This window comes from Kribbella sp. NPDC049227 (genome assembly GCF_043197265.1).
Classification (GTDB): Bacteria; Actinomycetota; Actinomycetes; order Propionibacteriales; family Kribbellaceae; genus Kribbella.
The window spans coordinates 588,488-610,156 of sequence record NZ_JBICST010000008.1; the positions used below are offsets into that span (position 1 = coordinate 588,488).

Annotated in this window: 23 protein-coding genes; 15 read left to right on the top strand and 8 right to left on the bottom strand. The window is 69.8% G+C overall.

Annotated elements, in window-relative coordinates:
- Positions 1 to 83: 83 nt before the first annotated feature.
- Positions 84 to 467 carry a MerR family DNA-binding transcriptional regulator gene (locus ACGFH6_RS35945; protein ID WP_393393273.1) on the bottom strand — a complete coding sequence of 128 codons (384 nt, stop codon included), beginning with the start codon at positions 465 to 467 and terminating at the stop codon, positions 84 to 86.
- Between the two features lie 68 nt (positions 468 to 535).
- On the opposite strand from ACGFH6_RS35945, the gene ACGFH6_RS35950 reads away from it, so the two are divergent.
- The 4 genes from ACGFH6_RS35950 (at position 536) to ACGFH6_RS35965 (ending at position 4,793) form a co-directional block, all read left to right on the top strand.
- Entirely contained in the window at positions 536 to 1,699 is a 1,164-nt protein-coding gene (locus ACGFH6_RS35950) for an acyl-CoA dehydrogenase family protein (protein ID WP_393393277.1), read from the top strand.
- A gap of 7 nt (positions 1,700 to 1,706) precedes the next feature.
- Positions 1,707 to 3,236 (top strand): acyl-CoA carboxylase subunit beta, encoded by a 1,530-nt coding sequence (locus ACGFH6_RS35955; RefSeq protein WP_393393280.1) that lies wholly within the window; start codon positions 1,707 to 1,709, stop codon positions 3,234 to 3,236.
- Positions 3,237 to 3,250: 14 nt separating this feature from the next.
- Positions 3,251 to 4,027 (top strand): HpcH/HpaI aldolase/citrate lyase family protein, encoded by a 777-nt coding sequence (locus ACGFH6_RS35960; protein ID WP_393393283.1) that lies wholly within the window; start codon positions 3,251 to 3,253, stop codon positions 4,025 to 4,027.
- 61 nt (positions 4,028 to 4,088) lie between these two features.
- Complete coding sequence (locus tag ACGFH6_RS35965) at positions 4,089 to 4,793, top strand: maleylpyruvate isomerase N-terminal domain-containing protein (protein WP_393393286.1); 705 nt, start codon at positions 4,089 to 4,091, stop codon at positions 4,791 to 4,793.
- A 12-nt stretch (positions 4,794 to 4,805) separates the two neighbouring features.
- On the opposite strand, the gene ACGFH6_RS35970 is transcribed toward ACGFH6_RS35965, so the two are convergent.
- The gene (locus ACGFH6_RS35970; protein ID WP_393393289.1) at positions 4,806 to 5,879 is read right to left on the bottom strand and encodes a CobW family GTP-binding protein; all 1,074 of its coding nucleotides are present in this window, start codon (positions 5,877 to 5,879) and stop codon (positions 4,806 to 4,808) included.
- Between the two features lie 145 nt (positions 5,880 to 6,024).
- Here ACGFH6_RS35970 and ACGFH6_RS35975 point away from each other — a divergent pair, with 145 nt between their 5' ends.
- The 6 genes from ACGFH6_RS35975 to ACGFH6_RS36000 are packed head-to-tail and all read left to right on the top strand — an operon-like array spanning position 6,025 to position 11,476.
- Positions 6,025 to 7,236, top strand: a complete 1,212-nt coding sequence (locus ACGFH6_RS35975) for a GNAT family N-acetyltransferase (protein WP_393393292.1) — start codon at positions 6,025 to 6,027, stop codon at positions 7,234 to 7,236.
- Between the two features lie 17 nt (positions 7,237 to 7,253).
- A complete protein-coding gene (locus ACGFH6_RS35980; protein ID WP_393393295.1) occupies positions 7,254 to 8,003 on the top strand; it encodes a DUF4129 domain-containing protein in 750 nt (249 codons plus the stop codon).
- The gene (locus ACGFH6_RS35985; protein ID WP_393393298.1) at positions 8,000 to 8,605 is read left to right on the top strand and encodes a hypothetical protein; all 606 of its coding nucleotides are present in this window, start codon (positions 8,000 to 8,002) and stop codon (positions 8,603 to 8,605) included. The genes ACGFH6_RS35980 and ACGFH6_RS35985 overlap by 4 nt, the downstream gene beginning before the upstream one ends.
- A 6-nt stretch (positions 8,606 to 8,611) precedes the next feature.
- Positions 8,612 to 9,616: an AAA family ATPase gene (locus tag ACGFH6_RS35990; RefSeq protein ID WP_393393301.1), complete on the top strand. Its 1,005-nt coding sequence runs from the start codon at positions 8,612 to 8,614 to the stop codon at positions 9,614 to 9,616.
- A gap of 13 nt (positions 9,617 to 9,629) precedes the next feature.
- The gene (locus tag ACGFH6_RS35995) at positions 9,630 to 10,931 is read left to right on the top strand and encodes a DUF58 domain-containing protein (RefSeq protein ID WP_393393303.1); all 1,302 of its coding nucleotides are present in this window, start codon (positions 9,630 to 9,632) and stop codon (positions 10,929 to 10,931) included.
- Positions 10,928 to 11,476 carry a hypothetical protein gene (locus ACGFH6_RS36000; protein WP_393393306.1) on the top strand — a complete coding sequence of 183 codons (549 nt, stop codon included), beginning with the start codon at positions 10,928 to 10,930 and terminating at the stop codon, positions 11,474 to 11,476. Before ACGFH6_RS35995 ends, ACGFH6_RS36000 begins: the two co-directional genes overlap by 4 nt.
- On the opposite strand, the gene ACGFH6_RS36005 is transcribed toward ACGFH6_RS36000, so the two are convergent.
- Positions 11,477 to 12,025, bottom strand: coding sequence for a TetR/AcrR family transcriptional regulator (locus ACGFH6_RS36005; protein WP_393393308.1), 549 nt, complete (start codon positions 12,023 to 12,025; stop codon positions 11,477 to 11,479).
- A 173-nt stretch (positions 12,026 to 12,198) separates the two neighbouring features.
- Here ACGFH6_RS36005 and ACGFH6_RS36010 point away from each other — a divergent pair, with 173 nt between their 5' ends.
- Positions 12,199 to 13,623 carry an MFS transporter gene (locus ACGFH6_RS36010; protein WP_393393311.1) on the top strand — a complete coding sequence of 475 codons (1,425 nt, stop codon included), beginning with the start codon at positions 12,199 to 12,201 and terminating at the stop codon, positions 13,621 to 13,623.
- A gap of 9 nt (positions 13,624 to 13,632) precedes the next feature.
- Complete coding sequence (locus ACGFH6_RS36015; RefSeq protein WP_393393313.1) at positions 13,633 to 13,962, top strand: MmcQ/YjbR family DNA-binding protein; 330 nt, start codon at positions 13,633 to 13,635, stop codon at positions 13,960 to 13,962.
- Here ACGFH6_RS36015 and ACGFH6_RS36020 read toward each other — a convergent pair.
- Positions 13,955 to 15,154 carry a neutral zinc metallopeptidase gene (locus ACGFH6_RS36020; protein ID WP_393393315.1) on the bottom strand — a complete coding sequence of 400 codons (1,200 nt, stop codon included), beginning with the start codon at positions 15,152 to 15,154 and terminating at the stop codon, positions 13,955 to 13,957. The two genes, ACGFH6_RS36015 and ACGFH6_RS36020, sit on opposite strands and share 8 nt — an antisense overlap.
- 96 nt (positions 15,155 to 15,250) lie before the next feature.
- Here ACGFH6_RS36020 and ACGFH6_RS36025 point away from each other — a divergent pair, with 96 nt between their 5' ends.
- Entirely contained in the window at positions 15,251 to 16,942 is a 1,692-nt protein-coding gene (locus tag ACGFH6_RS36025; RefSeq protein WP_393393318.1) for a DUF885 domain-containing protein, read from the top strand.
- A gap of 11 nt (positions 16,943 to 16,953) precedes the next feature.
- Positions 16,954 to 18,159: a Maf family nucleotide pyrophosphatase gene (locus ACGFH6_RS36030; protein WP_393393321.1), complete on the top strand. Its 1,206-nt coding sequence runs from the start codon at positions 16,954 to 16,956 to the stop codon at positions 18,157 to 18,159.
- Between the two features lie 9 nt (positions 18,160 to 18,168).
- Here the strand turns inward: ACGFH6_RS36030 and ACGFH6_RS36035 are convergent, their stop codons facing one another.
- From ACGFH6_RS36035 to ACGFH6_RS36050, 4 genes are all read right to left on the bottom strand, one after another.
- Entirely contained in the window at positions 18,169 to 18,528 is a 360-nt protein-coding gene (locus ACGFH6_RS36035) for a hypothetical protein (protein ID WP_360438490.1), read from the bottom strand.
- A 10-nt stretch (positions 18,529 to 18,538) separates the two neighbouring features.
- A complete protein-coding gene (locus ACGFH6_RS36040; protein WP_393393325.1) occupies positions 18,539 to 18,760 on the bottom strand; it encodes an acyl-CoA carboxylase subunit epsilon in 222 nt (73 codons plus the stop codon).
- Positions 18,757 to 20,334 carry an acyl-CoA carboxylase subunit beta gene (locus ACGFH6_RS36045; protein WP_393393327.1) on the bottom strand — a complete coding sequence of 526 codons (1,578 nt, stop codon included), beginning with the start codon at positions 20,332 to 20,334 and terminating at the stop codon, positions 18,757 to 18,759. Before ACGFH6_RS36045 ends, ACGFH6_RS36040 begins: the two co-directional genes overlap by 4 nt.
- A gap of 75 nt (positions 20,335 to 20,409) precedes the next feature.
- Entirely contained in the window at positions 20,410 to 20,892 is a 483-nt protein-coding gene (locus ACGFH6_RS36050) for an SCP2 sterol-binding domain-containing protein (protein ID WP_393393330.1), read from the bottom strand.
- 68 nt (positions 20,893 to 20,960) lie between these two features.
- Between ACGFH6_RS36050 and ACGFH6_RS36055 the strand changes: the two genes are divergently transcribed.
- On the top strand, positions 20,961 to 21,584 hold the full coding sequence (locus ACGFH6_RS36055) for a TetR/AcrR family transcriptional regulator (protein WP_393393333.1): 624 nt from the start codon (positions 20,961 to 20,963) through the stop codon (positions 21,582 to 21,584).
- The last annotated feature ends 85 nt before the right edge of the window (positions 21,585 to 21,669 follow it).

Sequence of the window (21,669 nt, forward strand, 5' to 3'; positions counted from 1 at the left end):
CAGGAGGTCTGCCTCAATTCGGTGCGAGTGACGGCGTGTCGGGCGCAGACGGCCGGACACCTCCTGTCGAGCTGTCCGGAGTCCTACCCGCGGAGTGACTTGAGGTCGGACTGGCAGCGGGCTTCGACTTCGGCGAGTTCCTGGAGGGTTTCGTCGATGTCGCGGCGGCGTTGTTCGAGGTCGGCGCGGCGGTGGGTGATCTGGTCCAGCAGGTAGACGAGTTGACCCTCCTCGCCGGGCTCGGCGTCGTACATGTCGACGATGGTGGCGATCTCGTCGAGGGAGAAGCCGAGGCGTTTGCCGCGCAGGATCAGGCCGAGGCGGACCTTGTCGCGGGAGTGGTACACGCGGACGGTGCCGCGGCGCTCGGGCGTGAGCAGGCCGCGGTCCTCGTAGAACCGGATCGTGCGCAGGGTGACGTCGTACTCGGCCGCCAGTTCGGCGATCGACCAGGTCTGAGCGGGCACCCGGATATTGTGCACGCACCCCACTGTGCTTTACGTTTACGTAAGCGTCAAGCACAGAGGAGTGCGTCATGTACGAGCTGTCCGAGGAGCACCGCGAGTTCCGCCGCAGCGTGCGCGACTTCGCCGAGGCGGAGATCGCCCCGCACGCGGCCGAGTGGGACCGCAAGCACTACTTCCCGGTGGAGGTCGTGCAGAAGATGGGCCGGCTCGGCCTGTTCGGGCTGACCGCCCCAGAGGAGTACGGCGGCTCGGCCGGTGACTTCACCAGTCTGTGCGTGGCGATCGAGGAGATCTCCCGCGTCGACCAGTCGATGGGCATCACCCTGGAGGCGGCGGTCGGGCTCGGGATCAACCCGATCCTCACCTTCGGCACCGACGAGCAGAAGGCCACCTGGCTGCCCGACCTGGTGGCCGGCCAGAAGCTGGCCGGGTTCGGCCTGACCGAGCCCGATTCCGGGTCGGACGCCGGCGCGACCAAGACCCGGGCCGTCCTCGACCAAGGCGAGTGGGTGATCGACGGCTCGAAGCAGTTCATCACCAACTCCGGCTCGTCCATCACCTCGTGCGTGACGGTGACCGCGCGGACCGGTGAGAAGGCGGACGGCAAGGCGGAGATCTCCACCATCATCGTCCCGAGTGGTACGCCGGGCTTCGCGGCCGAGGCGGCGTACGACAAGCTCGGCTGGCATGCCTCGGACACGCATCCACTCGCGTTCACCGGCTGCCGGGTCCCCGAGGCGAACCTGCTGGGCGAGCGCGGCAAGGGCTTCGCGCAGTTCCTCGCGACGCTGGACGACGGGCGGGTGGCGATCGCCGCGGTCGCGCTCGGCTGCATCCGGGCCTGCCTGGAGATGTCGGTCCAGTACGCCGGTGAGCGCACGACGTTCGGGGTGCCGATCGGGCGCAAGCAGGGTGTCGCGTTCCAGATCGCCGATCTCAAGGTGATGGCGGACGCGGCGGAGCTTCTCGTCTACCGGGCGGCGGCGTTGAAGGACGCCGGCGCGTCGGTGCAGGAGTTCAAGCAGGCCGCGTCGGTGGCGAAGCTGTACGCGACCGAGTCCGCGGTGACCGCGACCCGGATCGCCACCCAGGTGTTCGGCGGCTACGGATTCATGGAGGAGTACCCGGTGACGCGCTTCTACCGGGACGCCAAGATCCTCGAGATCGGCGAGGGTACGTCGGAGGTTCAGCGCATGCTGATCGCCCGAAGCCTCGGCCTCCCAGTGGAATGATGGCTGAATGACCCACGACCACTGGACCGAGGTCAAGGTCGCCCGCGAGGCGACGATGGCGCCACCGGAGAAGGCGGCGGCCAAGCTGGCCAGCCAGAACAAGCTGTACGTGCGGGACCGGATCGCCTTGCTCGTCGACGAGGGCAGCTTCGTCGAGGACGCGCAGCTGGCCAACGCCCTGAACGCCGGCCTGCCCGCCGACGGCGTGGTCACCGGCCGCGCGCTGATCGACGGCCGGCCGGCGCTGATCGTCGCGAACGACCCGACCGTGAAGGCGGGGTCGTGGGGTGCCCGGACGGTGGAGAAGATCGTCCGGATCACCGAGGTCGCGCTCCGCGACGAGCTGCCGATCTTCTGGCTGATCGACTCCGCCGGGGCGCGGATCACCGACCAGGTGGACCTGTTCCCGGGGCGGCGTGGTGCCGGGCGGATCTTCCACAACCAGGTCGCGCTGTCCGGCAAGGTGCCGCAGATCTGCTGCCTGTTCGGTCCGTCGGCGGCCGGCGGCGCGTACATCCCGGCGTTCTGCGACCTGGTGATCATGGTCGACGGGAACGCCTCGATGTACCTGGGCTCGCCGCGGATGGCCGAGATGGTGGTCGGCGAGAAGGTCACGCTGGAGGAGATGGGCGGCGCCCGGATGCACACCAGCGTCTCCGGTTGCGGCGACCTGCTCGCCTCCGACGACGCCGAGGCGATCGAGTTGGCCCGCACGTACTTCTCCTACCTGCCCGGTTCGTGGCAGTCGCGGCCGCCGTCGTACGACGCCGCGCCGCCGGCCAGGGACTTCACCCGGGACCTGGTTCCGGCCGAGGAGAGCGTCGGGTTCGACATCCACGACGTGATCGACGCGCTGGTGGACGCGGACACGTTCTTCGAGGTCAAACCGGCGTACGCCCCGGAGCTCGTCACCGGGTTCGGGCTGCTGGCGGGGCAGGTGGTCGGGATCGTGGCGAACCAGCCGGCCGTCAAGGGCGGCGTGCTGTTCGTCGACTCCGCGGACAAGGCGGCCCGGTTCATCTGGCTGTGCGATGCGTTCAACGTGCCGCTGGTGTACCTGTGCGACGTACCGGGGTTCATGATCGGCAGCGAGGTCGAGCGCGCGGGGATCATCCGGCACGGCGCGAAGATGATCACCGCGGTGTCGGAGGCGACCGTGCCGACGGTGTCGGTGATCGTCCGCAAGGCGTACGGCGCCGGCCTCTACGCGATGTGTGGACCGGGCTTCTCGCCGGACGCGTGCGTCGCGCTGCCAACTGCGAAGATCGCGGTGATGGGTCCGGAGGCAGCGATCAACGCCGTCTACTACAACAAGATCCAGGAGATCGCCGACGAGGGTGAACGGGTCGAGTACGTGTCCCGGCTGCGGGAGGAGTACGAGACCGACATCGACATCCTCCGGCTGGCCGCCGACCTCGTCATCGACGCGATCGTCGAGCCGGAAGACCTCCGCACCGACCTGATCGCCCGGCTCGCCGCGGCCCAGACCAAAGACCGCCACTTCTCCACCCGCCGCCACGGCGTACCGCCGGTCTAGATAGTCTCCTCGGTGTGAGCGCAAACGATTTCGCCAACAGGATCCGGGCCCGGGAGCAGTTGATCGGTTACTGGGTGGTGATGGATGCACCGGTGGCGACCGAGCGGATCGCGAGGCTGGGATACGACTACGTCGTACTGGACGGGCAGCACGGTCTGCTGGGGTACCAGGGCCTGCTGAACGGGCTGCTCGCGGTGGACGCGGGCGCTGCTCTTGGTGGCGGCGGGACGGTGGGGATCGTGCGGGTCGAGGCGAACCATCCGACGCCGATCGGCCGGGCCCTGGACGCGGGTGCGACCGGCGTGATCGTGCCGCTCGTGGACAACTCGGAGGACGTCACCCGGGCCGTGCAGGCGGCGAAGTATCCGCCGACCGGAGTCCGGTCCTTCGGGCCGATGCGGGCGTCGCTGCGGATCGGCCCGGTCCCGGCCGACGCGGACGCGGCGACCGTCGTACTCGCGATGATCGAGACGCCGCTCGGGCTGAAGAACGTGGTCGAGATCTGCGCGACGCCGGGACTTGACGGGATCTACGTCGGGCCGTCGGATCTCGGACTGTCGGTCGGGGCTCGCTTCCCCGGTGACCCCGAGGTCGAGGGGCCGTTCGAGGAAGCGGTCGCACTGATCGCGCGGACCGCGCAGGAGGCCGGGGTCGCGGCGGGCATCCACACCCAGGACGGGCAGTCCGCCCGGCGGCGGCTGAGCCAGGGGTACACCTTCGCGACCGTCGCGTCGGACCTCAGCCACCTCGAGGCGAGCGCCGCGGCTCACCTAGATACCGCACGCGCCTAGGAACATCACGGCGTACTCCCGGGTTAGGTTTCTTCAAGGGAGCACACCGAGGAGGCCGTGGATGAAGGCACCCGAGCGAGGGGCGTTGCCGCTGGGGCTGGCGGCGACGCTGGGCCGGGAGTACGGGCGGCTGACGGAGGTCGTGCAGGGGCTGAGCGACGCCGACTTCGGGCTCGCGACCAGGTGCCCGGGGATGCCGGTCGGGCCGCTGCTGGTCCATCTGCTGTACGACGCCGAGCGTGCCTTGATCGCGTTCGCGAGCCCGGCGGTGGTCGGGCCGGACCGGGATTTCGTCACGTACTGGCAGGACTTCCCGCCGCGGATGGACGGCGACAATCCGGACACGAGCTTCGTCCGCGGCGTCGCGTCCTCGTACCGGAGGCCGGGGATGCTGGTGCAGCACTGGCGGGAGGTGTCCGAGGCTGCTGTGCGGGCGGCCGCTGCCGGGCTGTCGGAGAAGGGGCGGCGGATCGAGACGCAGGGGCACGTACTGCGGGCGACCGACTTCGTGGCCACGTTGGTGCTGGAGGCAACGGTCCACCATCTCGACCTGACCGTCGGCCTGCCGGACGCACCGGAGCCTGATCCGGAGGCGCTGCAGGTCACTGCGCGGACGCTGGATGGACTGTTCGGTCCGGAGGCGTGGGACCTGATCGGCTGGGACACGACGACGTACGTGCTGAAGGCGACCGGCCGGGTGCCGCTGGACGAGGACGACCTGGACATGCTCGGTCCACACGCGGACCGGCTGCCGTTGCTGGGCTAGCCGGCCGCGGCGTCAGAGCAGTCCGGCGAACGGGTCGTCGAGGTCGTTCCAGTCCAGGCTGGCCAGCTCGGACTCGGTCAGCAGGCAGGCGTCGAGGATCGACTGCAGCCGCGCCGGATCCAGACCCATGCCGGTCGCAACCACTGTGCATTCGGCCAGGTGCTCGGTGTCCGACCACTCGCCGAGCATGCCGAGCGACGCGCTGTACCCGGCGGACTCCCAGCGGACGCGCTGCGTCGGCCGGTTCGCCAGCCAGACCACGCCACGGCTGCGGACGACGCCGTTCACGATGTCCTCGAGTGCGTCGTTCAACCGCGACGGATGCATCGGCCGCGTCGACCGCCAGAGCACGGTGGTCACGCCGTCACCGCTCGGCTGGACCCGATCGGACGACGCCAGCTCACCGGCCCACGCCTCGGCGGCGACGAACTCGAAAAGCCCGGTCCGCGCCACCGGCCCTTCCGGTACGCCGGCCGGGTCCGCCGCGACGACTGTGGTCCGCGGGTTGAGGTGCAGCAGCAGGTTGTGCAGTCGATCCGGCGCCGCGTTGCGATGCAGGTTGGCGAGTACGCAGACGTCGGCGTACTCGATCTGCCGCGCGGTGAGCTCGGCGACGTTGCGGCGGTCCGGCGGCCCGAGTGCGAGACCGCGCTCGTCGAGGAGCTCGTCACCTGACAGTTGCTCGACCAGCAGCACGGCGTCCACCACGCAGGTGATCGTGTCGACGACGATCTCCGGCAGCGCCGCGACCAGCGAGCCCGCGAGCGGCCGTGCCTCCATCGCCGGCGGCGCCGCCAGTACGACGTGATCCCAGTGTCTCCGCGCGACCAGGGCCTCGAGCAACGGCAGCAGCGACTCGATCAGCTGACACGCCCCACAGTCGTCGCCCACGGAGAACTCGCCGGCGTCGATCGGCCCGGACGCGTCCAGCACGCGCCAGGACAGCACGCCCCGCCCGGGCAGCTCGTCCTGGTCCACCACCACGGCCACGCTGGTGGTGTCCAGCATCGCGTCCAGCACAGGTTCCCGCAGTGTCGTGGAAAGCCCGACCAGCAGGGACAACGGCGTCTTCGAGTGGGCGGTCATCTCCCGAGTATATGAAAACGATTTTCATCAGTCCAGACCGGGAGTCGCGCGACTTTCCCGTCGCGACGGGAAATTCCCGGCCCTGCCGCGTTTTCGCGCGCAAAAGGTGGGGCGGGTGGTTCTCGGGGTCTGGTAGGTGTTGGGCATGGCGATCGAGATCGGGCGGTTCGAGGGTGAGTGGGGCGAGCTCCTGGAGCTCATTGACGTGGCGTTCTCGGCGCCGTGGAGTGAGGCGCAACTCGAGGCGGAGCGGCAGGTCTGGGAGCCGGACCGCAGCATCGTCGCGGTCGACGAGAAGCAACTGGTCGGCCACACCGCGGCGTTCTCGCACCGGATGACTGTGCCGGGTGCGCAGGTGCCGATGGCCGGGGTGACCATGGTCGGGGTCCGCGCGACCCACCGCCGGCGTGGCATCCTGCGCGACCTGATGCGGGCCCAGCTGAACGAGATCCACGAGGCCGGGACCGAGCCGCTCGCCGGGCTGACCGCGAGCGAAGCGGTGATCTACGGCCGGTTCGGGTACGGCCTGGCCAGCGACCACCAGGAGATCGTCGTACCGAAGCCCGCTCGCGAGCTGCGGCCGGTCGCCGGCATCGACGACGTACGGATCAGGTACGTCGGTGTGCGCGAGACGCTGGCCGAGACCGCCGCGTTGCGCAACAAGTTGGCGACCGAGCGGGTCGGCATGTTCGAGCACAACGAGCGGTGGCAGGAGCTCGTTGTCAGCGACAACGTGATGGTCGACCCGTCCAACGCCTCCGCGCTGCGCTGCGTGCTGGCCGAGCGTGGCGGCGAGCTGACCGGGTTCGCGCACTACCGGACCAAGCGCGCCGACAAGGGGTTCGTCGAGGTACGGCGCGTGCACGCCGTGGACCTGGCATCGCATGCGGCGCTCTGGCGCTACCTGCTGGAGCCCGACCTGTTGAGCGAGACGCGGTACGAGGCACTGCCGTCGGACGACCCGCTGCTGGACCTGCTGGTCGACCAGCGGGCGCCCTCGCCGATCACCCGCGACGGTCTCTGGCTGCGGTTCGTCGACCTGGCCCCTGCGCTTGCGGCTCGGACGTACGCCCGCGATATCGACGTCGTCCTCGAGGTGACCGACGGGTTCCTTCCCTGGAACGCGGGCAAGTGGCACCTCGCGGGTGGTCCGACCGGGGCGACCTGCGAGTCGACCACCCGGCCGGCCGATCTCACCGTCGACGTCCGCGATCTGGCCTCGGTCTATCTCGGCAAGCCGTCGTTCGTCCGGCTCGGTGCGGCCGGGCTGGCGCAGGAGCACACGGCCGGTGCGCTCGAGGCCGCGGCGCAAGCGTTTTCCACGAGCCGGCTTCCGTGGCTCGATACGGGCTTCTGATCGGTTAGCCTTCCTGGATGCACACCCACCGTCGGGGCGCGTGGACGCTGGCTGTCGTGCTGATCCTGGGGGTCACCGCGGCCGGATTCGTGGTGCTCGCCTCGGCCGGCGGTTCGGTGCGGCCGATCAGCGAGAGCACGCTGAAGTCGTCGCCCAGGCCGTTGCCGACGCTGACTCCGACGGACCGGGCCCAGCCGCCCACGCCGTTCGTCCCGCCGGAGAAGAAGGACAAGGAAAACCGGCCGATGCCCGATTGGCTGAAGGCTCTGTGGCAGGCGCTGATCTACCTCGTGATCGCGGCCATCGCGCTCCTCCTTGGCCGGTTGCTCTACCGGATCCTCCGCAAGGTCGAGCTGCCGCAGGCCGAGACCGCGGACGCGGACTGGGAGCGGATGAAGGCCGACCGGCTGGCCGAGGCGGTCGACACCGGCCTCGCGCGCATCGACACCGGTACGGCGACCGATGCGGTGATCGCTTGCTGGGTCGCACTGGAGGAAGCGGCCGCGTCCGCGGGACTGGCGCGGGACCAGTCGGAGACACCGGCCGAGTTCACGGTCCGGGTCCTGGGGGTCGGCGGCATCTCCGAGCCGGAGCTGAATCGCCTCGGTGAGCTGTACCGCGAGGCCCGCTACTCGACGCACGGGTCGACCGAACAGGCCAGGGCCGAGGCGCGGGCGGCGTTGATGCGCCTGCGTGACGAGTTGGCCGCCGTTCGCTCCGCGCGGGCCGCGAAGCAGGCGAGCGAGAGCGAGGCGGTGCCCGGATGACGTCGTACCGCTGGACTCCCTTGGACGAGAGCGCGCCACGGAACAGTGACCAAGGCGGCGGGCAGAAACGGCGTCGTCGGTCGATGCGGCTGGACAAGGCGCTGGTGCAACACGTCGGGCTCACCGTGCTGGCGAGTCTGCTGCTGATCGGTGCGTTCGGTGCGGCCGGGATGGCGCCGCGGCCGCTGTGGTTCGTGGCGATGGCGCTGGCCATCGGCTTCGGATCGCTGGCGCTGCGGCTGATCGTTCCGCAGGTGCTGGAGACCAACTGGCCGGCGCGGCAGGACGAGAAGCTGGCCGCGCTGCGGACCCGGAGCACGGACAACAGGACCCAGTTCGTCGCGACCTGGCTGCAGGAGTCGAGCCGCGAACGCCGGGCCGGCGAGGGATCGCAGACGTTCGCCCGCCGGATCCGGCCGCTGCTGCTCGAGCTGACCACCGACCGGCTGGTGCACCGGCACGGCGTCGACCCCGCACTGGAGCCGGACCGCGCCCGCGCGATCACCGGCGACCGGCTGTGGGCCCTGGTCACGGCAGACGACAAGCGCACCGCGTCCCTCGACGAGATCGAGGACGCGATCCAGACCATCGAGAACCTGTGAGGAACTGTGACTGATCGCGAGCTGAAGCTCGGTGAGGTGTCCGACCTGAGCCGTCAGGTGCTGGACCGGGTGAGCCAGGCAGTGGTCGGCAAGGCCGAGGCGCTCGAGCTCGTGCTCGCGGGCATCCTGGCCGGTGGGCACGTCCTGCTGGAGGACTACCCGGGGCTCGCCAAGACGCTGGCGGCGCGGTCGTTCGCACAGGCGCTCGGGCTGGAGTTCCGGCGGGTGCAGTTCACTCCGGACCTGCTGCCGTCGGACGTCACTGGTGCGTTCGTGTACGACCAGAAGGAGTCCGAGTTCGTCTTCCGGCCCGGCCCGATCTTCACCGGGTTGCTGCTCGCCGACGAGATCAACCGGACCCCGCCGAAGACGCAGGCAGCGCTGCTGGAGTCGATGCAGGAACACCAGGTCACCGTCGAGGGCCAGACCTTCCCGCTGCCGACCCCGTTCCACGTCCTCGCGACAGCGAACCCGGTCGAGTACGAAGGCACCTATCCGCTGCCCGAAGCACAGCTCGACCGCTTCATGCTGCGGATCGGCTTCGGCTACCCGAGCGCCGCGGAGGAGTGGGAGGTACTGCGGCGCCGGATGAGCCGCCGTACGGAGGACCAGACCGTCGAGGCGGTCACCGACGCGTCCGGACTGCACGCTGCGCAGCGTGCGATCGAGACCGTCACCGTCGACGACACCGTCGGGCAGTACTGCGTCGACCTGGCCGCTGCCACCCGGCGCGACTCCCAGGTCCTCGTCGGTGCCTCGCCGCGTGGCTCTCTCGCGCTGCTGCTGACAGCTCGGTCGTACGCCGTGATCCAGGGCCGGGACTACGTCGTACCGGAGGATGTGAAGGCAGTCGCGGTGCCGGCGCTAGCGCACCGGATCACGGTCCGTCCAGAGCTGTGGCTGCACGAGGTGACCGGTGCGACGGTGGTCCGCACGGTGCTGGGCTCGGTCGCGACCCCGCCCACCGTGGTCGGCGGGACCCAGGACGTATCCCAGGGCGCGTCGCAGTGAGTGGAACGCTCCGATGAGATGGAAGCCCACGCACGCGCAGATCCGCGCGGTCAGCGTGGCTGCGGTGTTGCTGGTGCTCGCAGTGCTGGCACGACGGCCCGATGCGGCCGTGCTGGGTTTGCCGCTGGCGTTCGTCGCGGTCTGGGGCCGGTACTTCCGTCCGCGGGAGCGCCCCGAGGTGCGCACCGAGCTGGACACCGACGTGCTGTTCGAGGGCCAGGCGACGACCTACCGGTTGGAGGTGGCCGGGACGATCGATCCGGACATCGACCTGATCGTGGCCGCGCTGCCGCGGTCGCAGTGGTTCCAGTACGACCCGGCGCAGGCCGCGATCGCTGAGCCGGTGTCCGAAGGGGCTGTGACCCTCGAGGTCGGGCTGCGGTCCAAGCGGTGGGGGATCCGTGCCCTGGAGCGGCCGACGGTCATCGCGACCTCGATGCTGGGTGCGTATCGCGTCCCGGTGGTCTCCGCCAGCGCGATGTCCGTGACCACGCTGCCGTTGCGCGAGGGCTTCGAAGCGGTCGACGCCATGCCACGTCCGGCCGGCCTGGTCGGGCTGCACCGATCGCGGCGGCCGGGTGAGGGGACCGAGCTGGCCGGCGTCCGTCCGTTCCGCACCGGTGACCGGCTCCGCCGGATCAACTGGTCGGTGTCGGCGCGCACCCGCGAGTTGCACGTGACGTCGACGTGGTCGGACCGCGACACCGAGGTCGTGATCCTGCTCGACACCGGCGGCGAGATCGGCATCAGCGAAGGGATCGACGGGCGGTCCAGCAGCCTGGACACCGGAGTCCGTGCCGCGGCCTCGATCGCCGAGCACTACCTACGGCACGGCGACCGGGTCCGGTTGATCGACACCGGGAACACGGTCCGCGGCGTCAGGTCCGGCAGCGGTCGCGGTCACCTGCGCCGGATCCTGGACGCGCTGACCCACGCCGACCGCCAGGGCCGCCAGCAGGACGAGCAGCAGTTGGCCCGGCGGCACCGGATCAGGTCCGACAGCCTCGTGCTGGTGCTCAGCCCGCTGCTCCGGCAGACAGTCCTCGGGTACGTCGTGACGCTGGTGCACTCGGGATGCACGGTGATCGCCGTGGACACGCTGCCGCCGGACGTCGCGTCGGTGATCGACCTCGAGGAGCACGACGCGCGGACGTGGCCGCTGGCCTGGCGACTGCGGTTGCTGGAGCGCCGGCGCGAGCTCGACCGGCTCGGCGACCTCGGCGTACCGACTGTGCCGTGGCAGGGAGCGGGAACGCTGGACGAAGTACTGCGGGATGCCTCGCGACTCGCGGCGGCGCCGAGGATGCGGTCATGACCGCCGCCGAGAGGATCAGCCTGTGGCTGGTGCAGCTGCGGGCGGCCGGGGAGGCGGCATTCCTCGCCCGGTTGGTGATCGCTGTCGCGGGCGGCGTCGCGCTGCTGATCTCCTGGCTGCAGCCGTGGGATCAGCTGGACCTGATCCCGCTGATCGCGATTCCGATGCTGGTGGCAACCGTCATCCTGCCGGACTCGCTGGCCGGGCTGGTCTTCATCATCGTGGTCGCCCTCGGCTGGGTCTTCCGTGCGCCGAGCGAGGTGAACTGGAACCTGGTCGTGACCGGGATCGCCTTGCTGGTGGTGCATCTGGCCACCGCGTTCACCGCACAGATCCCGTCATACGCGCGGGTGCACCGGGATTCGCTCCGGCGATGGTTGTTGCCGGGGGCAATCGCTGTGCTGATCGGGCCGGTGGTCGCGGTGGCGGTCGGGGTGGTGCGTGGGGTGGACGTGCGTGGGTCGTTGGTGGTGACCGTGGGTGCGCTGGTGCTGTCGACGGTGGCGATCTGGTTCGCCTCCGGGCAGAAGCTCGGGCGGGACTGACTACTTCGCGTCGCCCAGGGTGGACGCGAGCTCCTCGGCCCAGGGCAGGCTCGCCGCGTCGGGACCGATCACCTGCATGGCCGACATCACCGTCAGCAGCATGCCGGTGGCGAGGAACTCGCGGGCCTCCGTCGGTGACGCGCCGGTGAGCTCACGGACGAGGCTGTAGATGCGGCCGAAGCGCTCGCGGACCGCGTCGCCGATGGCCGGGTCGCGGCTGGCCGAGAAGCCGTGCAGCAGGACGAGGAGCAGCTCGGGCTCGGCCAGGAGCCGTTCGTAGTTGTGCCCGAGGGTGCGCAGTTCGGGTGATTCCTCGGCCGCCTCGCGGAAGATCTGCTCGATCCGGTCGCACACCGACTGAACGGCGGCCAGGAACAGCTGCTGCTTGGTGCCGAACAGGCGGATCACGTAGGGCTGCGAGACGCCGGCCAGCCGGGCGATCTCGTCCGTCTTGGTGCCCTCGTACCCGGACGCGCCGAACGCCTGCACAGCCGCCTCCAGCACCTCCGCACCCCGCTCGGCCGCCGTCAATCGCATCTTGGTGCCCATCGCTCTCCTCTCCGACGGTCGACGCCTCCTCGCACTCCCGGCGCCGACGGCGCCGTTCGTCTTTTCGTCGCCAGAGGCGACGAGCTGGGCGCTACTGCTTGACATGTTATCAGTGGATGCATACTTTGGTCTCACCGAACTTGTTATCAGTGAATTACAACTAGGAGACCGAGATGACGTCGACCGCTCTCGATGAGCTGGGACCCACGCTGGAACCTCCCGCGCAGCGGGCTCGCCGCGCCGGGCTGGGCGCCGTACTCGCCGCGGTGGGGATCCCGACCTTCATGGTCACGCTGGACAACCTGGTCGTGACGAACGCGCTGCCCGTGATCAAGGCGGAACTCGGCGCGTCGCTGTCCGACCTGCAGTGGTTCGTGAACGCCTACACGCTGTCCTTCGCGGCCCTGCTGCTGACGGCCGCCGCGATCGGTGACCGCCTCGGGCGCCGGCGGATCTTCCTCGCCGGGATCGTCCTCTTCACGCTCGCCTCGGCGGCCTGTGCGCTGGCCACCGAGCCGTGGATGCTGATCGGTGCCCGGGCGATCCAGGGTGTCGGCGCGGCCGCGGTGATGCCGCTGTCGCTCACGCTGCTGGCAGGCGCCGTACCGGAGCGGATGCGGAGTGCCGCGATCGGCATCTGGGGTGGCATCTCCGGACTGGGCGTCGCAGTCGGTCCGGTCGTCGGTGGAGCCGTCGTCGACGGTCTGAACTGGCAGTGGATCTTCTGGCTGAACGTGCCGGTCGGCGTGGTCGCAGTGGTGCTGGCCGCACGCGTCCTGACCGAGTCCAGGGGTACGGCGAAGCGGCTCGACCTGCTCGGCTTGGTCCTGGCCGCTGCCGGCGTACTCTCCATCGTCTGGGGCGTTGTGCACGGTGCTGACGACGGCTGGACCTCTGCCGGTGTGCTGGGCTCGCTGGTCGCCGGTGTGGCGTTGCTGGCCGCGTTCGTCGGATGGGAGCGGCGGACCACGTCGCCGATGCTGCCGCTGCGGTTGTTCTCGGTACGGGCGTTCAGCGTCATCAACATCACGTCGTTCACGTTCTCGGTCGGCGTGTTCGGGTCGGTGTTCCTGCTGGCGCAGTTCTTCCAGGTCGTGCAGGGCTACAGCCCGCTGGAGTCCGGCGTACGAACGATGCCGTGGACGATGGCGCCGATGGTGGTCGCGCCGATCGCCGGTCTGATCGTGGACCGGGTCGGGGCACGCACGTTGATCGCGTCCGGGCAGGTGTTCCTGGCGGTGGCGCTCGGCTGGCTCGCTCTGATCACCACTGCGTCGACGCAGTACAGCGAGATGGTGCTGCCGTTCATCCTGGCCGGTGTCGGGATGGGACTGACCTTCGCACCGTCCGCGAGCGTCGTGATGGCGAGTGCGTCCGATGCCGACCGCGGTGTGGCTTCGGGGACGAACAACACCATTCGTGAGGTCGGTGTCGCGATGGGCGTGGCTGTACTGGCCTCCGTGTTCGCTTCGGCCGGCTCCTACGAGTCGCCGGCGCGGTACGCGGACGGCCTGGTCCCCGCGGTCTGGACCGGTGCCGCGATCGTTGCAGCCGGTGCGGTCGTCGCGCTCCTGCTGCCAGGCCGCAAGCAGCGTTAATGTGTCAGCGTGCTGGACGCTGACGACGTACGACGGATTGCGCTGTCCTTCCCGGAGACGGTGGAGAAGCAGCGGTGGGGGCACCCGACGTTCGACGTCGCGGGGCGGATGTTCGTGACGGTGCCGGACGACCAGACCTCGTTCGCGGTCCGGTGTCCCCGGCTGGAGCGGGAAGAGCTGATCGCGGCGGAACCCGGGAAGTTCTGGGTTCCGCCGCACGAGGCGGGTTCGAACTGGGTTCGGGCCCGCCTCGACGCGCTCGAGGACGCCGGCGAACTGCACGACATCCTGATCGACTCCTGGCGACAGGTCGCGCCGCCCGGGTTGACCGTCAGCTGACGTTGGCCGCTGAGGCCGAGAACGTGTTGCAGGTGGCCGGGTTCCCGGTGCGGAACGACCTGCCCATGAAGCGCGCCTGGCTGGCCTTGCTGCCGTGGTCGCCCTGCTCCGGCGGGTCGCCGGCGGTGACGACGTACTTGTTCCAGACGCTGAGCATCAGGCCGTTGATCGGGTAGCTGCGCTTGTTCACGGCCAGGAAGACCCCGGCGAAACAGTTCGCCTGCAGCTCCATCCGCCGTGTCATCCGCATCTGGCTCGCGGTGTCCGGAGCGTCGTACCGCATCCGGCTGGAGGCCTGCAGGATCCCGGTCTCGTTCTGGACGCTGTGGCCGTACTCGTGAGCGATCGACCGGGTGTACCACATCCGCGCGTAGGCCTTCGCCTCCGGATCGGAGTACTCGTTGTACGCCTTCACGAAGACGTCGACCTTCATGTACATCATGTGGTTCGCCGAGCAGTAGAACGGCACGTTGACCGCGCCGCCGGAGCACGGGTTCGACACGCTCGTGCCGGACCAGTAGACCATCTGCGGAGCCCGGAACGTGTAGCCCGCCTTGGCCACCATCGGCGCCCAGGACCTGTCCAGGCACGGCTTGATCGCGGCCCAGTACGCCGCCGCGTTGCGGGCGTTGTTCGGCCGGACGCCCGGCTCCTTGCAGTTCACTGGTGCCATCTGGCCGACCGTGTACAGCTTGTTCTTGGCAACGATCATCGCGTCGGACGATCCGTTCGGCTGCGTCGTCGTACTCGACGTCGGTTCCTCGGTGGGCTGCTCGGTCGGCTCGGACGTCGGCCCGGTCGGTGCGGGCGTGTGGCGGCCGGAACTCACCGGAGGCGTGTAGTTGTTGTCGGCGTTCTTCTTGATCGTGCCGAAGATCCACGCGCCGGCGACGGCCAGCACCACCAGGCTCAGCACCAGGAACGCCGGGCCCTTGGACTTCTTCCGCGGCGGCGGTCCGACGTTGGGTCCCCATCCGAATCCCTGCTGCGGCGCCACGTGCACCGGCGGGTAGAGCTGCCCGTACTGCGACTGCCCGTACTGAGGTGGCCCGTACTGCGGTGGCCCGTACTGCGGCTGCCCGCCGTACTGGCCGGGTGGCGGTCCGTAAGGTCCTGGCTGCGGCGGTGGGCCGGGCTGCTGCTGGTACGGCGGATTCTGGCCAGGTGGCCCGCCGTACGGTGTCTGGCTCAACCCCGTTCCTTTCGCTGGAGAGCCATGGATAGCGGTCGCCACAGTACCGGGAATATCAGGTCAGCTCCGAGCTCGGCTGCGGGTAGGGTCGGCCAGGTGAGCGAAGCCACCACACCGGACAGCCCGATCGACCAGCTCTCCGAGCGGTATCTGGAGCAGTACGTCGTCCTGCAGCCGATCTCCGCGACCTACCTGGGCATCACCGGTCATGACCACGAGTTGCCGGACTACACGCCGTCCGGCTTCGAGGCGCTGACCGAGCTGACGCAACGGACCGTCGCCGAGGCCGAGGCCACCGCGACCAGCGGCCCGCGCGAGGAGGTCGCCAAGGACGCGTTCCTCGAGCGACTCGGACTGGAGCTGGAGCGATACCAGGCAGGCGTCCCGCAGCACCAGCTGAACGCGATCGCCTCGGTCCCGTCCGAGATCCGCTCGGTGTTCGACCTGATGCCGACCGCGACCGAGCAGGACTGGGAGACCGTCGCGATCCGGCTCAACCAGGTCGGTACGGCGCTCGACGGGTACCGCGAGACGTTGCTGGAGCAGGCCGGGCTCGGACGTGTGTCGGCGCTGCGTCAGGTGAACGACCTGGCCGCCCGGATCGCCAGCTGGACCGGCGCCGAAGGCGACGACTTCTTCGCCGGACTGGCCGCGCAGGCACCCGACGGCGCGGTCAAGTCGCAGGTCGACGCCGCGGCCGCCTCGGCGCGGAAGGCGTACGAGCAGTTCGGGGCCTGGCTGACCGCGGAGATCGCGCCGCGTGCACCGCAGCGGGACGCCTGCGGCCGGGAGGTGTACGAGCTGGCCTCGCGCAGCTTCCTCGGCGCCGCGATCGACTTCGAGGAGACCTACGCCTGGGGCTGGGAGGAACTCGCCCGGATCGAGGCGGACATGCAGGCGATTGCGGCCGGCCTGAACGGCGGCGACCGCTCCATCGAGGCGGCCGCGACGCTGCTGGACAACGACCCGGGCCGCAAGATCCACGGCAAGGAGGCGTTCCGCGACTGGATGCAGGAGATGTCCAACGCGGCCGTGGCCGAGCTGGGCGCCACGCACTTCGACATCCCGGACGAGATCCGCACGCTCGAGTGCATGATCGCGCCGACCTCGGACGGCTCGATCTACTACACGCAGCCGAGCGAGGACCTGACCACCCGGCCGGGCCGGATGTGGTGGGCGGTGCCGAGCGGCATCGAGGACTTCGCGACCTGGCGCGAGGTCACCACTGTCTACCACGAGGGCGTGCCCGGGCATCACCTCCAGTGCGCGCAGACCATGCTGCGCACCGACCTGCTCAACCGGTGGCAGCGGCTCGACTGCTGGGTCTCCGGCCACGGCGAGGGCTGGGCCCTGTACGCCGAACGCCTGATGGAGGAGCTGGGTTACCTCGAGGACCCGGGTGCGCGCTTCGGCATGCTGGACGCGCAGGGCTTCCGCGCGGCCCGGGTGATCATCGACATCGGCATGCACCTGGAGTTGGAGATCCCGCGCGACAACCCGTTCGGCTGGCGGCCGGGCGAGCGGTGGAACGCCGAGCTCGGGTTCGAGTTCCTCCGGGCCCACTGCCGGATGGAGACCGAGTTCCTGCGGGCCGAGCTGAACCGCTACCTCGGCTGGCCGGGACAGGCGCCGTCGTACAAGGTGGGCGAGCGGATCTGGCTGCAGGCGCGAGAGGAGGCCAAGCAGCGCAAGGGGGCCGCGTTCGACCTGCGGGCGTTCCACTCCGACGCGCTGAACCTGGGCTCGATCGGACTGGACCCGCTGCGCCGGGCCCTCGCCAAGCTGTGAGCGACGCGGCTGTGAGCAACGCGGCTGTGAACGTGCGGTTCGTGCTCGCGTCGGCGTCGCCGGCGCGGCTGAAGACGTTGCGTGGTGCCGGGGTCGAGCCCGAGGTGATCGTGTCCGGCGTTGACGAGGACGACATCACCGCGGAGAGCCCGGGTGAGCTGGCCCGGCTGCTGGCGACACTGAAGGCACGGGCAGTCGTGGCAAGCCTGACCGAACACGCGACCGTGCTCGGATGCGACTCGGTGCTGGAGCTGGACGGTGTCGCCTACGGCAAGCCCGGTACGCCGGAGGTCGCGCGGGAACGACTGCGGTCGATGCGCGGGCGGAGCGGCGTACTGCACACCGGGCACTGCCTGATCGACACGAACTCCAAGCAGGAACTGCGGGAGCTGGAGTCGACCGAGGTGTTCTTCGCCGACCTGACCGACGACGAGATCGACGCGTACGTCGCCACCGGTGAACCGCTGGTGGTCGCGGGGTCGTTCACCGTCGATGGTCTCGGCGGTCCGTTCGTCACCGGCATCCAGGGCGACTACCACAATGTTGTCGGTCTCTCCCTCCCGTTGCTCCGCCGCATGCTGGCCGAGGTAGGCATTCCCTGGCCGGCGCTCTGGCGATCCACCACCCCCTTCGCCTACGACGAACCCGAAGCAGCCCGCTACGACGACACCCGCGGCGGCGCAGAACGCGCCAAGGCGGCAGCCTTCGCCGTCCACTCGCTCCTGCCGAAGGGTGGGAGAGTGCTGGAACTGGCTGTAGGTACTGGGATCGTGGGCGCGGAGCTTGTTGCTCTGGGCAACTTGGTGCACGGCGTCGACCTGTCGAGCGCGATGCTCCGGCGGGCGCGGGTCCGGTTGCCCGGGCATGTTGCGGCGGCCGACGCCGCCAAGCTTCCGATCGCCGACCGACGGTGTGACGCGGTGGTCGCCGTGTGGTTCTTGCATCTGCTGGAGGACAGCGACGCCGCACTGGCCGAGGTAGCGCGAGTCCTGCGCCCGGACGGTGTCTTCGTCACCACCACCGACAAGACCGACGCCGGTCGCTACGCCGACGGCCGAGGTCTCAACGACACCCGCGCCGAGGACGCCATCACCCACCTCGTCGCCCGGGCAGCCCACCACGGCCTCACCCTGGACGGCGCCACCACCTTCCCCGGCCCACCCCGCAACACCGACCAGACCCCGATCTACCCCCTGGTCCGCTTCCGGCGTCTCTAGTGCCCCGCACTAGGCGGTCAGGCCGGCCTTCGCGTCCAGCTCCTGGAGGAGGTCGTGGGCGGCCAGTTCGACCGCCTTGTGGCGCCATTCGGAGGCTCGGTAGACGCAGGCGATCAGCCCGGTCCGATGGATGCGCCGGAAGTCGCCCATGACGAAGGCGTACCGCGCCTTGGTCTCGTCGCCCGCGCCGTCGGTCAGCCCGAGGTGCCAGGCGGCGTACTCGTCCCAGCTGTGCTTGTCCAGGAAGGCGTTCTGGTCGTCCGCCCGCGGCTGGACCTCGCCCCAGTCACTGTCCAGCACGTACTGCCGTCCGTCGATCAGCTTCCGTGCGTACTCGACGGCTTCAGGGTTGACCTCGTATCTGGCCATGCCCTCAGTGTCACGGATGAGCGGACGCGCGCCAACGACCCGGGCCGGGGTGCAGCGGCCGGCGGGCGTGCCGCCAGTACGTCGCCCAGTCCGACGCCCGGCCCGACGCGCGGTCCGGGTCAGCCGGTACGGCGGCCGCCGACAAGCGGGCCGTGACGACGGCGACCACGGCGGCGAGCTCCTCGGGCGTCGGATCACCCTTGACGACCTGCAGAATCGGCTCGCTGTTCACAGTGGGATGTTCCCATGCTTCTTCGGCGGCAGGGTGTCGCGCTTCGTGCGCAGCAGGCGCAGGGCCCGGATGATCTCGGCGCGGGTCTCGCTCGGCTTGATGACCGCGTCGATGTAGCCGCGCTCGGCCGCGATGTACGGGTTCGCCAGGTGGTCCTCGTACTCCGTGATCAGCTGCTGCCGGCGGGACTCGGCATCCTCGGAGCCGGCCAGTTCCCTGCGGTACAGGATGTTCACCGCGCCCTGCGCGCCCATCACCGCGATCTGGGCGGTCGGCCAGGCGATGTTCATGTCCGCGCCCAGGTGCTTCGAGCCCATCACGTCGTACGCGCCGCCGTAGGCCTTGCGGGTGATCACGGTGATCATCGGCACGGTCGCCTCGGCGTACGCGTAGATCAGCTTCGCGCCGCGGCGGATGATGCCGTTCCACTCCTGGTCGGTGCCGGGCAGGAAGCCGGGGACGTCGACGAAGGTCAGGATCGGCAGGTTGAACGCGTCGCAGGTGCGGACGAACCGGGCCGCCTTCTCGGACGCGTCGATGTCGAGCGTGCCGGCGAACTGCATCGGCTGGTTCGCGACCACGCCGACCGGGCGGCCCTCGACCCGGCCGAACCCGACGATCATGTTCGGCGCGAACAGCGTCTGTACCTCGAGGAAGTCGCCGTCGTCGACCACCGCCTCGATCGCGGTGTGCATGTCGTACGGCTGGTTCGGCGAGTCCGGGATCAGCGTGTCCAGCGCCAGGTCGGTCTCGGTCACCTCGAGGTCGGCGGGCGCGTCGTACACCGGCGGGTCCTCGAGGTTGTTCTGCGGCAGGTGGCCGACGAGCGCCTTCACCCACTCGATCGCGTCCTCCTCGTCGCTGCCGAGGTAGTGCGCGTTGCCGGACTTGGTGTTGTGGGTCCGGGCGCCGCCGAGCTCCTCCTGGCTGACGTCCTCACCGGTGACGGTCTTGATCACGTCCGGCCCGGTGATGAACATGTACGACGATTCGTCCACCATCACGGTGAAGTCGGTGACCGCGGGGGAGTAGACCGCGCCGCCCGCGCACGGGCCCATGATCAGTGAGATCTGCGGGATCACACCGGAGGCACGGACGTTGCGGCGGAAGATCTCGCCGTACAGGCCGAGGCTGACCACGCCCTCCTGGATCCGGGCGCCGCCGGAGTCGTTGATGCCGATCAGCGGGCAGCCGATCTTCATCGCCAGGTCCATCACCTTGACGATCTTCTCGCCGAAGACCTCACCGAGGCTGCCGCCGAAGACGGTGAAGTCCTGCGCGAACACGCACACCTGCCGGCCGTCGATGGTGCCGAACCCGGTCACCACGCCGTCGCCGTACGGGCGGTTGCCGTCCAGGCCGAAGGAGGTCGAGCGGTGCCGGGCGAACTCGTCCAGCTCGGAGAAGGAGCCCTCGTCCAGCAGCAGCGCGATCCGCTCCCGGGCGGTCTTCTTCCCGCGGGCGTGCTGCTTCTCCACCGCGCGCTCCGACCCGGCGTGCACCGCCTCGTCGAGCCGGTGCTCGAGGTCCGCGAGCTTCCCGGCGGTGGTGTGGATGTTCACGGTCTCTCCCATAATCGGGCAGCCTAACGGCAGCGCGCCGTGACGTGTTGTGACGTCGGCCGCACCGCTTCCAGGGGTACGCCGTCCTCAGGCCGGCCCGACGGCGAAGATCTTGGTCAGCCGGGCCGCCAGCGCCAGGTCACCGCGGACCGACAGGCGTTGCTTGAGCACGGCGAGGACGGGGTCTTCGTTGCCGGTGACAACCCGCAGCAGGGTGGCCGGGTCGGTCCGGATCGAGATGTCGGCGGCCTCGGGTGGCTCGGACAGCAGCCGGCAGCGGCCGTCGCAGACCCGGATCCAGTACTCGTCCACGCCGTCGGGACGACCGTCCCCGCCGGCCCCCGTGATCTGCCAGGCGACGATCGCATCGAACCCGGCGGCCCGGGCGGGGCGGAGATACTCCGGCATCCGGCGAAAGATCTCGCGCAACGCGATCTCTCGCACACCCCCGATGAGCCGATGCCGAAGCTCCCGCTCCGAGGTCCGGTCGACCAGCCGGGCCAGCTCACTCGCGTCCAGGGCGGTGAGGCCCTCGGACTCGAGCCAACCGGCACTGCCTCGCTCGGCCATCGACCACCCCCGCGGCAGTTCCTACCGGACTGTAGGAATTTCCTACGAGCTGGTAGGTTTGTCAAGTGGTGGAGGACACGGAAAAACGCCGCCGGGCGGCCCATCTGGGCCCGGAGCGGCGGCGCCCGATGCTCCTGGACGCGGCACTCGAGGTGTTCTCCGCGAACGGCTACGCCGGGACGACGATGCAGTCGGTCGCGGACGCCGCCGGCGTGACCAAGCCGGTCGTCTACGACTGCTTCGCCAACCGCGACGAACTGCTGCTGGCCCTGCTCGCTCGTGAGGAGCAGCATCTCGTCATCTCGATCGTCAGCGCGCTGCCGGCCGATCCGAGCATCGGCACCCCCGAGGAGCAGGTGCTCGACGGCCTGACCGCGTTCCTCACCACCGCCGCGAAGAACCCGCAGTCCTGGCGGATCGTGTTCGGAGCCCAGTACGGCGCCGCCCCGGCGGTGTCGGAGCGAGTCCGCGCGGCCAGGGCGTTCCTGGTCGAGGGCCTGCGTCTGACCCTCCTCAAGTCGTTGCCGGGCGTCACCGATCCCGATGCGAACCTGCCGGTGCTGGCCGAGCTGCTCGCCTCGATGACCGAGGCGTGCGCCCGGATGCTCGTGGTCGACGGCACCGACCGGACCCCGCCCGAGCTGGCCAAGGTGGTCTCCCAGGTCGTCGGTGGCGGCTTCCGTAACGTCTGATCGCCTTACTGTGAAGTAGCTGAGCAGTCGGTCACGATCGGCTTCCAGCTGTTGGACTGAGCGGCGCCGATGTGCCCCCGCCGAT

Excerpts from the sequence above, each read along its gene's own strand:
- ACGFH6_RS35950 (WP_393393277.1), top strand. The coding sequence starts at position 536 with ATGTACGAGCTGTCCGAGGAGCACCGCGAGTTCCGCCGCAGCGTGCGC.
- ACGFH6_RS35955 (WP_393393280.1), top strand. The coding sequence starts at position 1,707 with ATGACCCACGACCACTGGACCGAGGTCAAGGTCGCCCGCGAGGCGACG.
- ACGFH6_RS35965 (WP_393393286.1), top strand. The coding sequence starts at position 4,089 with ATGAAGGCACCCGAGCGAGGGGCGTTGCCGCTGGGGCTGGCGGCGACG.
- ACGFH6_RS35970 (WP_393393289.1), bottom strand. The coding sequence starts at position 5,879 with ATGACCGCCCACTCGAAGACGCCGTTGTCCCTGCTGGTCGGGCTTTCC.
- ACGFH6_RS35975 (WP_393393292.1), top strand. The coding sequence starts at position 6,025 with ATGGCGATCGAGATCGGGCGGTTCGAGGGTGAGTGGGGCGAGCTCCTG.
- ACGFH6_RS35980 (WP_393393295.1), top strand. The coding sequence starts at position 7,254 with ATGCACACCCACCGTCGGGGCGCGTGGACGCTGGCTGTCGTGCTGATC.
- ACGFH6_RS35985 (WP_393393298.1), top strand. The coding sequence starts at position 8,000 with ATGACGTCGTACCGCTGGACTCCCTTGGACGAGAGCGCGCCACGGAAC.
- ACGFH6_RS35995 (WP_393393303.1), top strand. The coding sequence starts at position 9,630 with ATGAGATGGAAGCCCACGCACGCGCAGATCCGCGCGGTCAGCGTGGCT.
- ACGFH6_RS36000 (WP_393393306.1), top strand. The coding sequence starts at position 10,928 with ATGACCGCCGCCGAGAGGATCAGCCTGTGGCTGGTGCAGCTGCGGGCG.
- ACGFH6_RS36005 (WP_393393308.1), bottom strand. The coding sequence starts at position 12,025 with ATGGGCACCAAGATGCGATTGACGGCGGCCGAGCGGGGTGCGGAGGTG.
- ACGFH6_RS36010 (WP_393393311.1), top strand. The coding sequence starts at position 12,199 with ATGACGTCGACCGCTCTCGATGAGCTGGGACCCACGCTGGAACCTCCC.
- ACGFH6_RS36035 (WP_360438490.1), bottom strand. The coding sequence starts at position 18,528 with ATGGCCAGATACGAGGTCAACCCTGAAGCCGTCGAGTACGCACGGAAG.
- ACGFH6_RS36045 (WP_393393327.1), bottom strand. The coding sequence starts at position 20,334 with ATGGGAGAGACCGTGAACATCCACACCACCGCCGGGAAGCTCGCGGAC.
- ACGFH6_RS36050 (WP_393393330.1), bottom strand. The coding sequence starts at position 20,892 with ATGGCCGAGCGAGGCAGTGCCGGTTGGCTCGAGTCCGAGGGCCTCACC.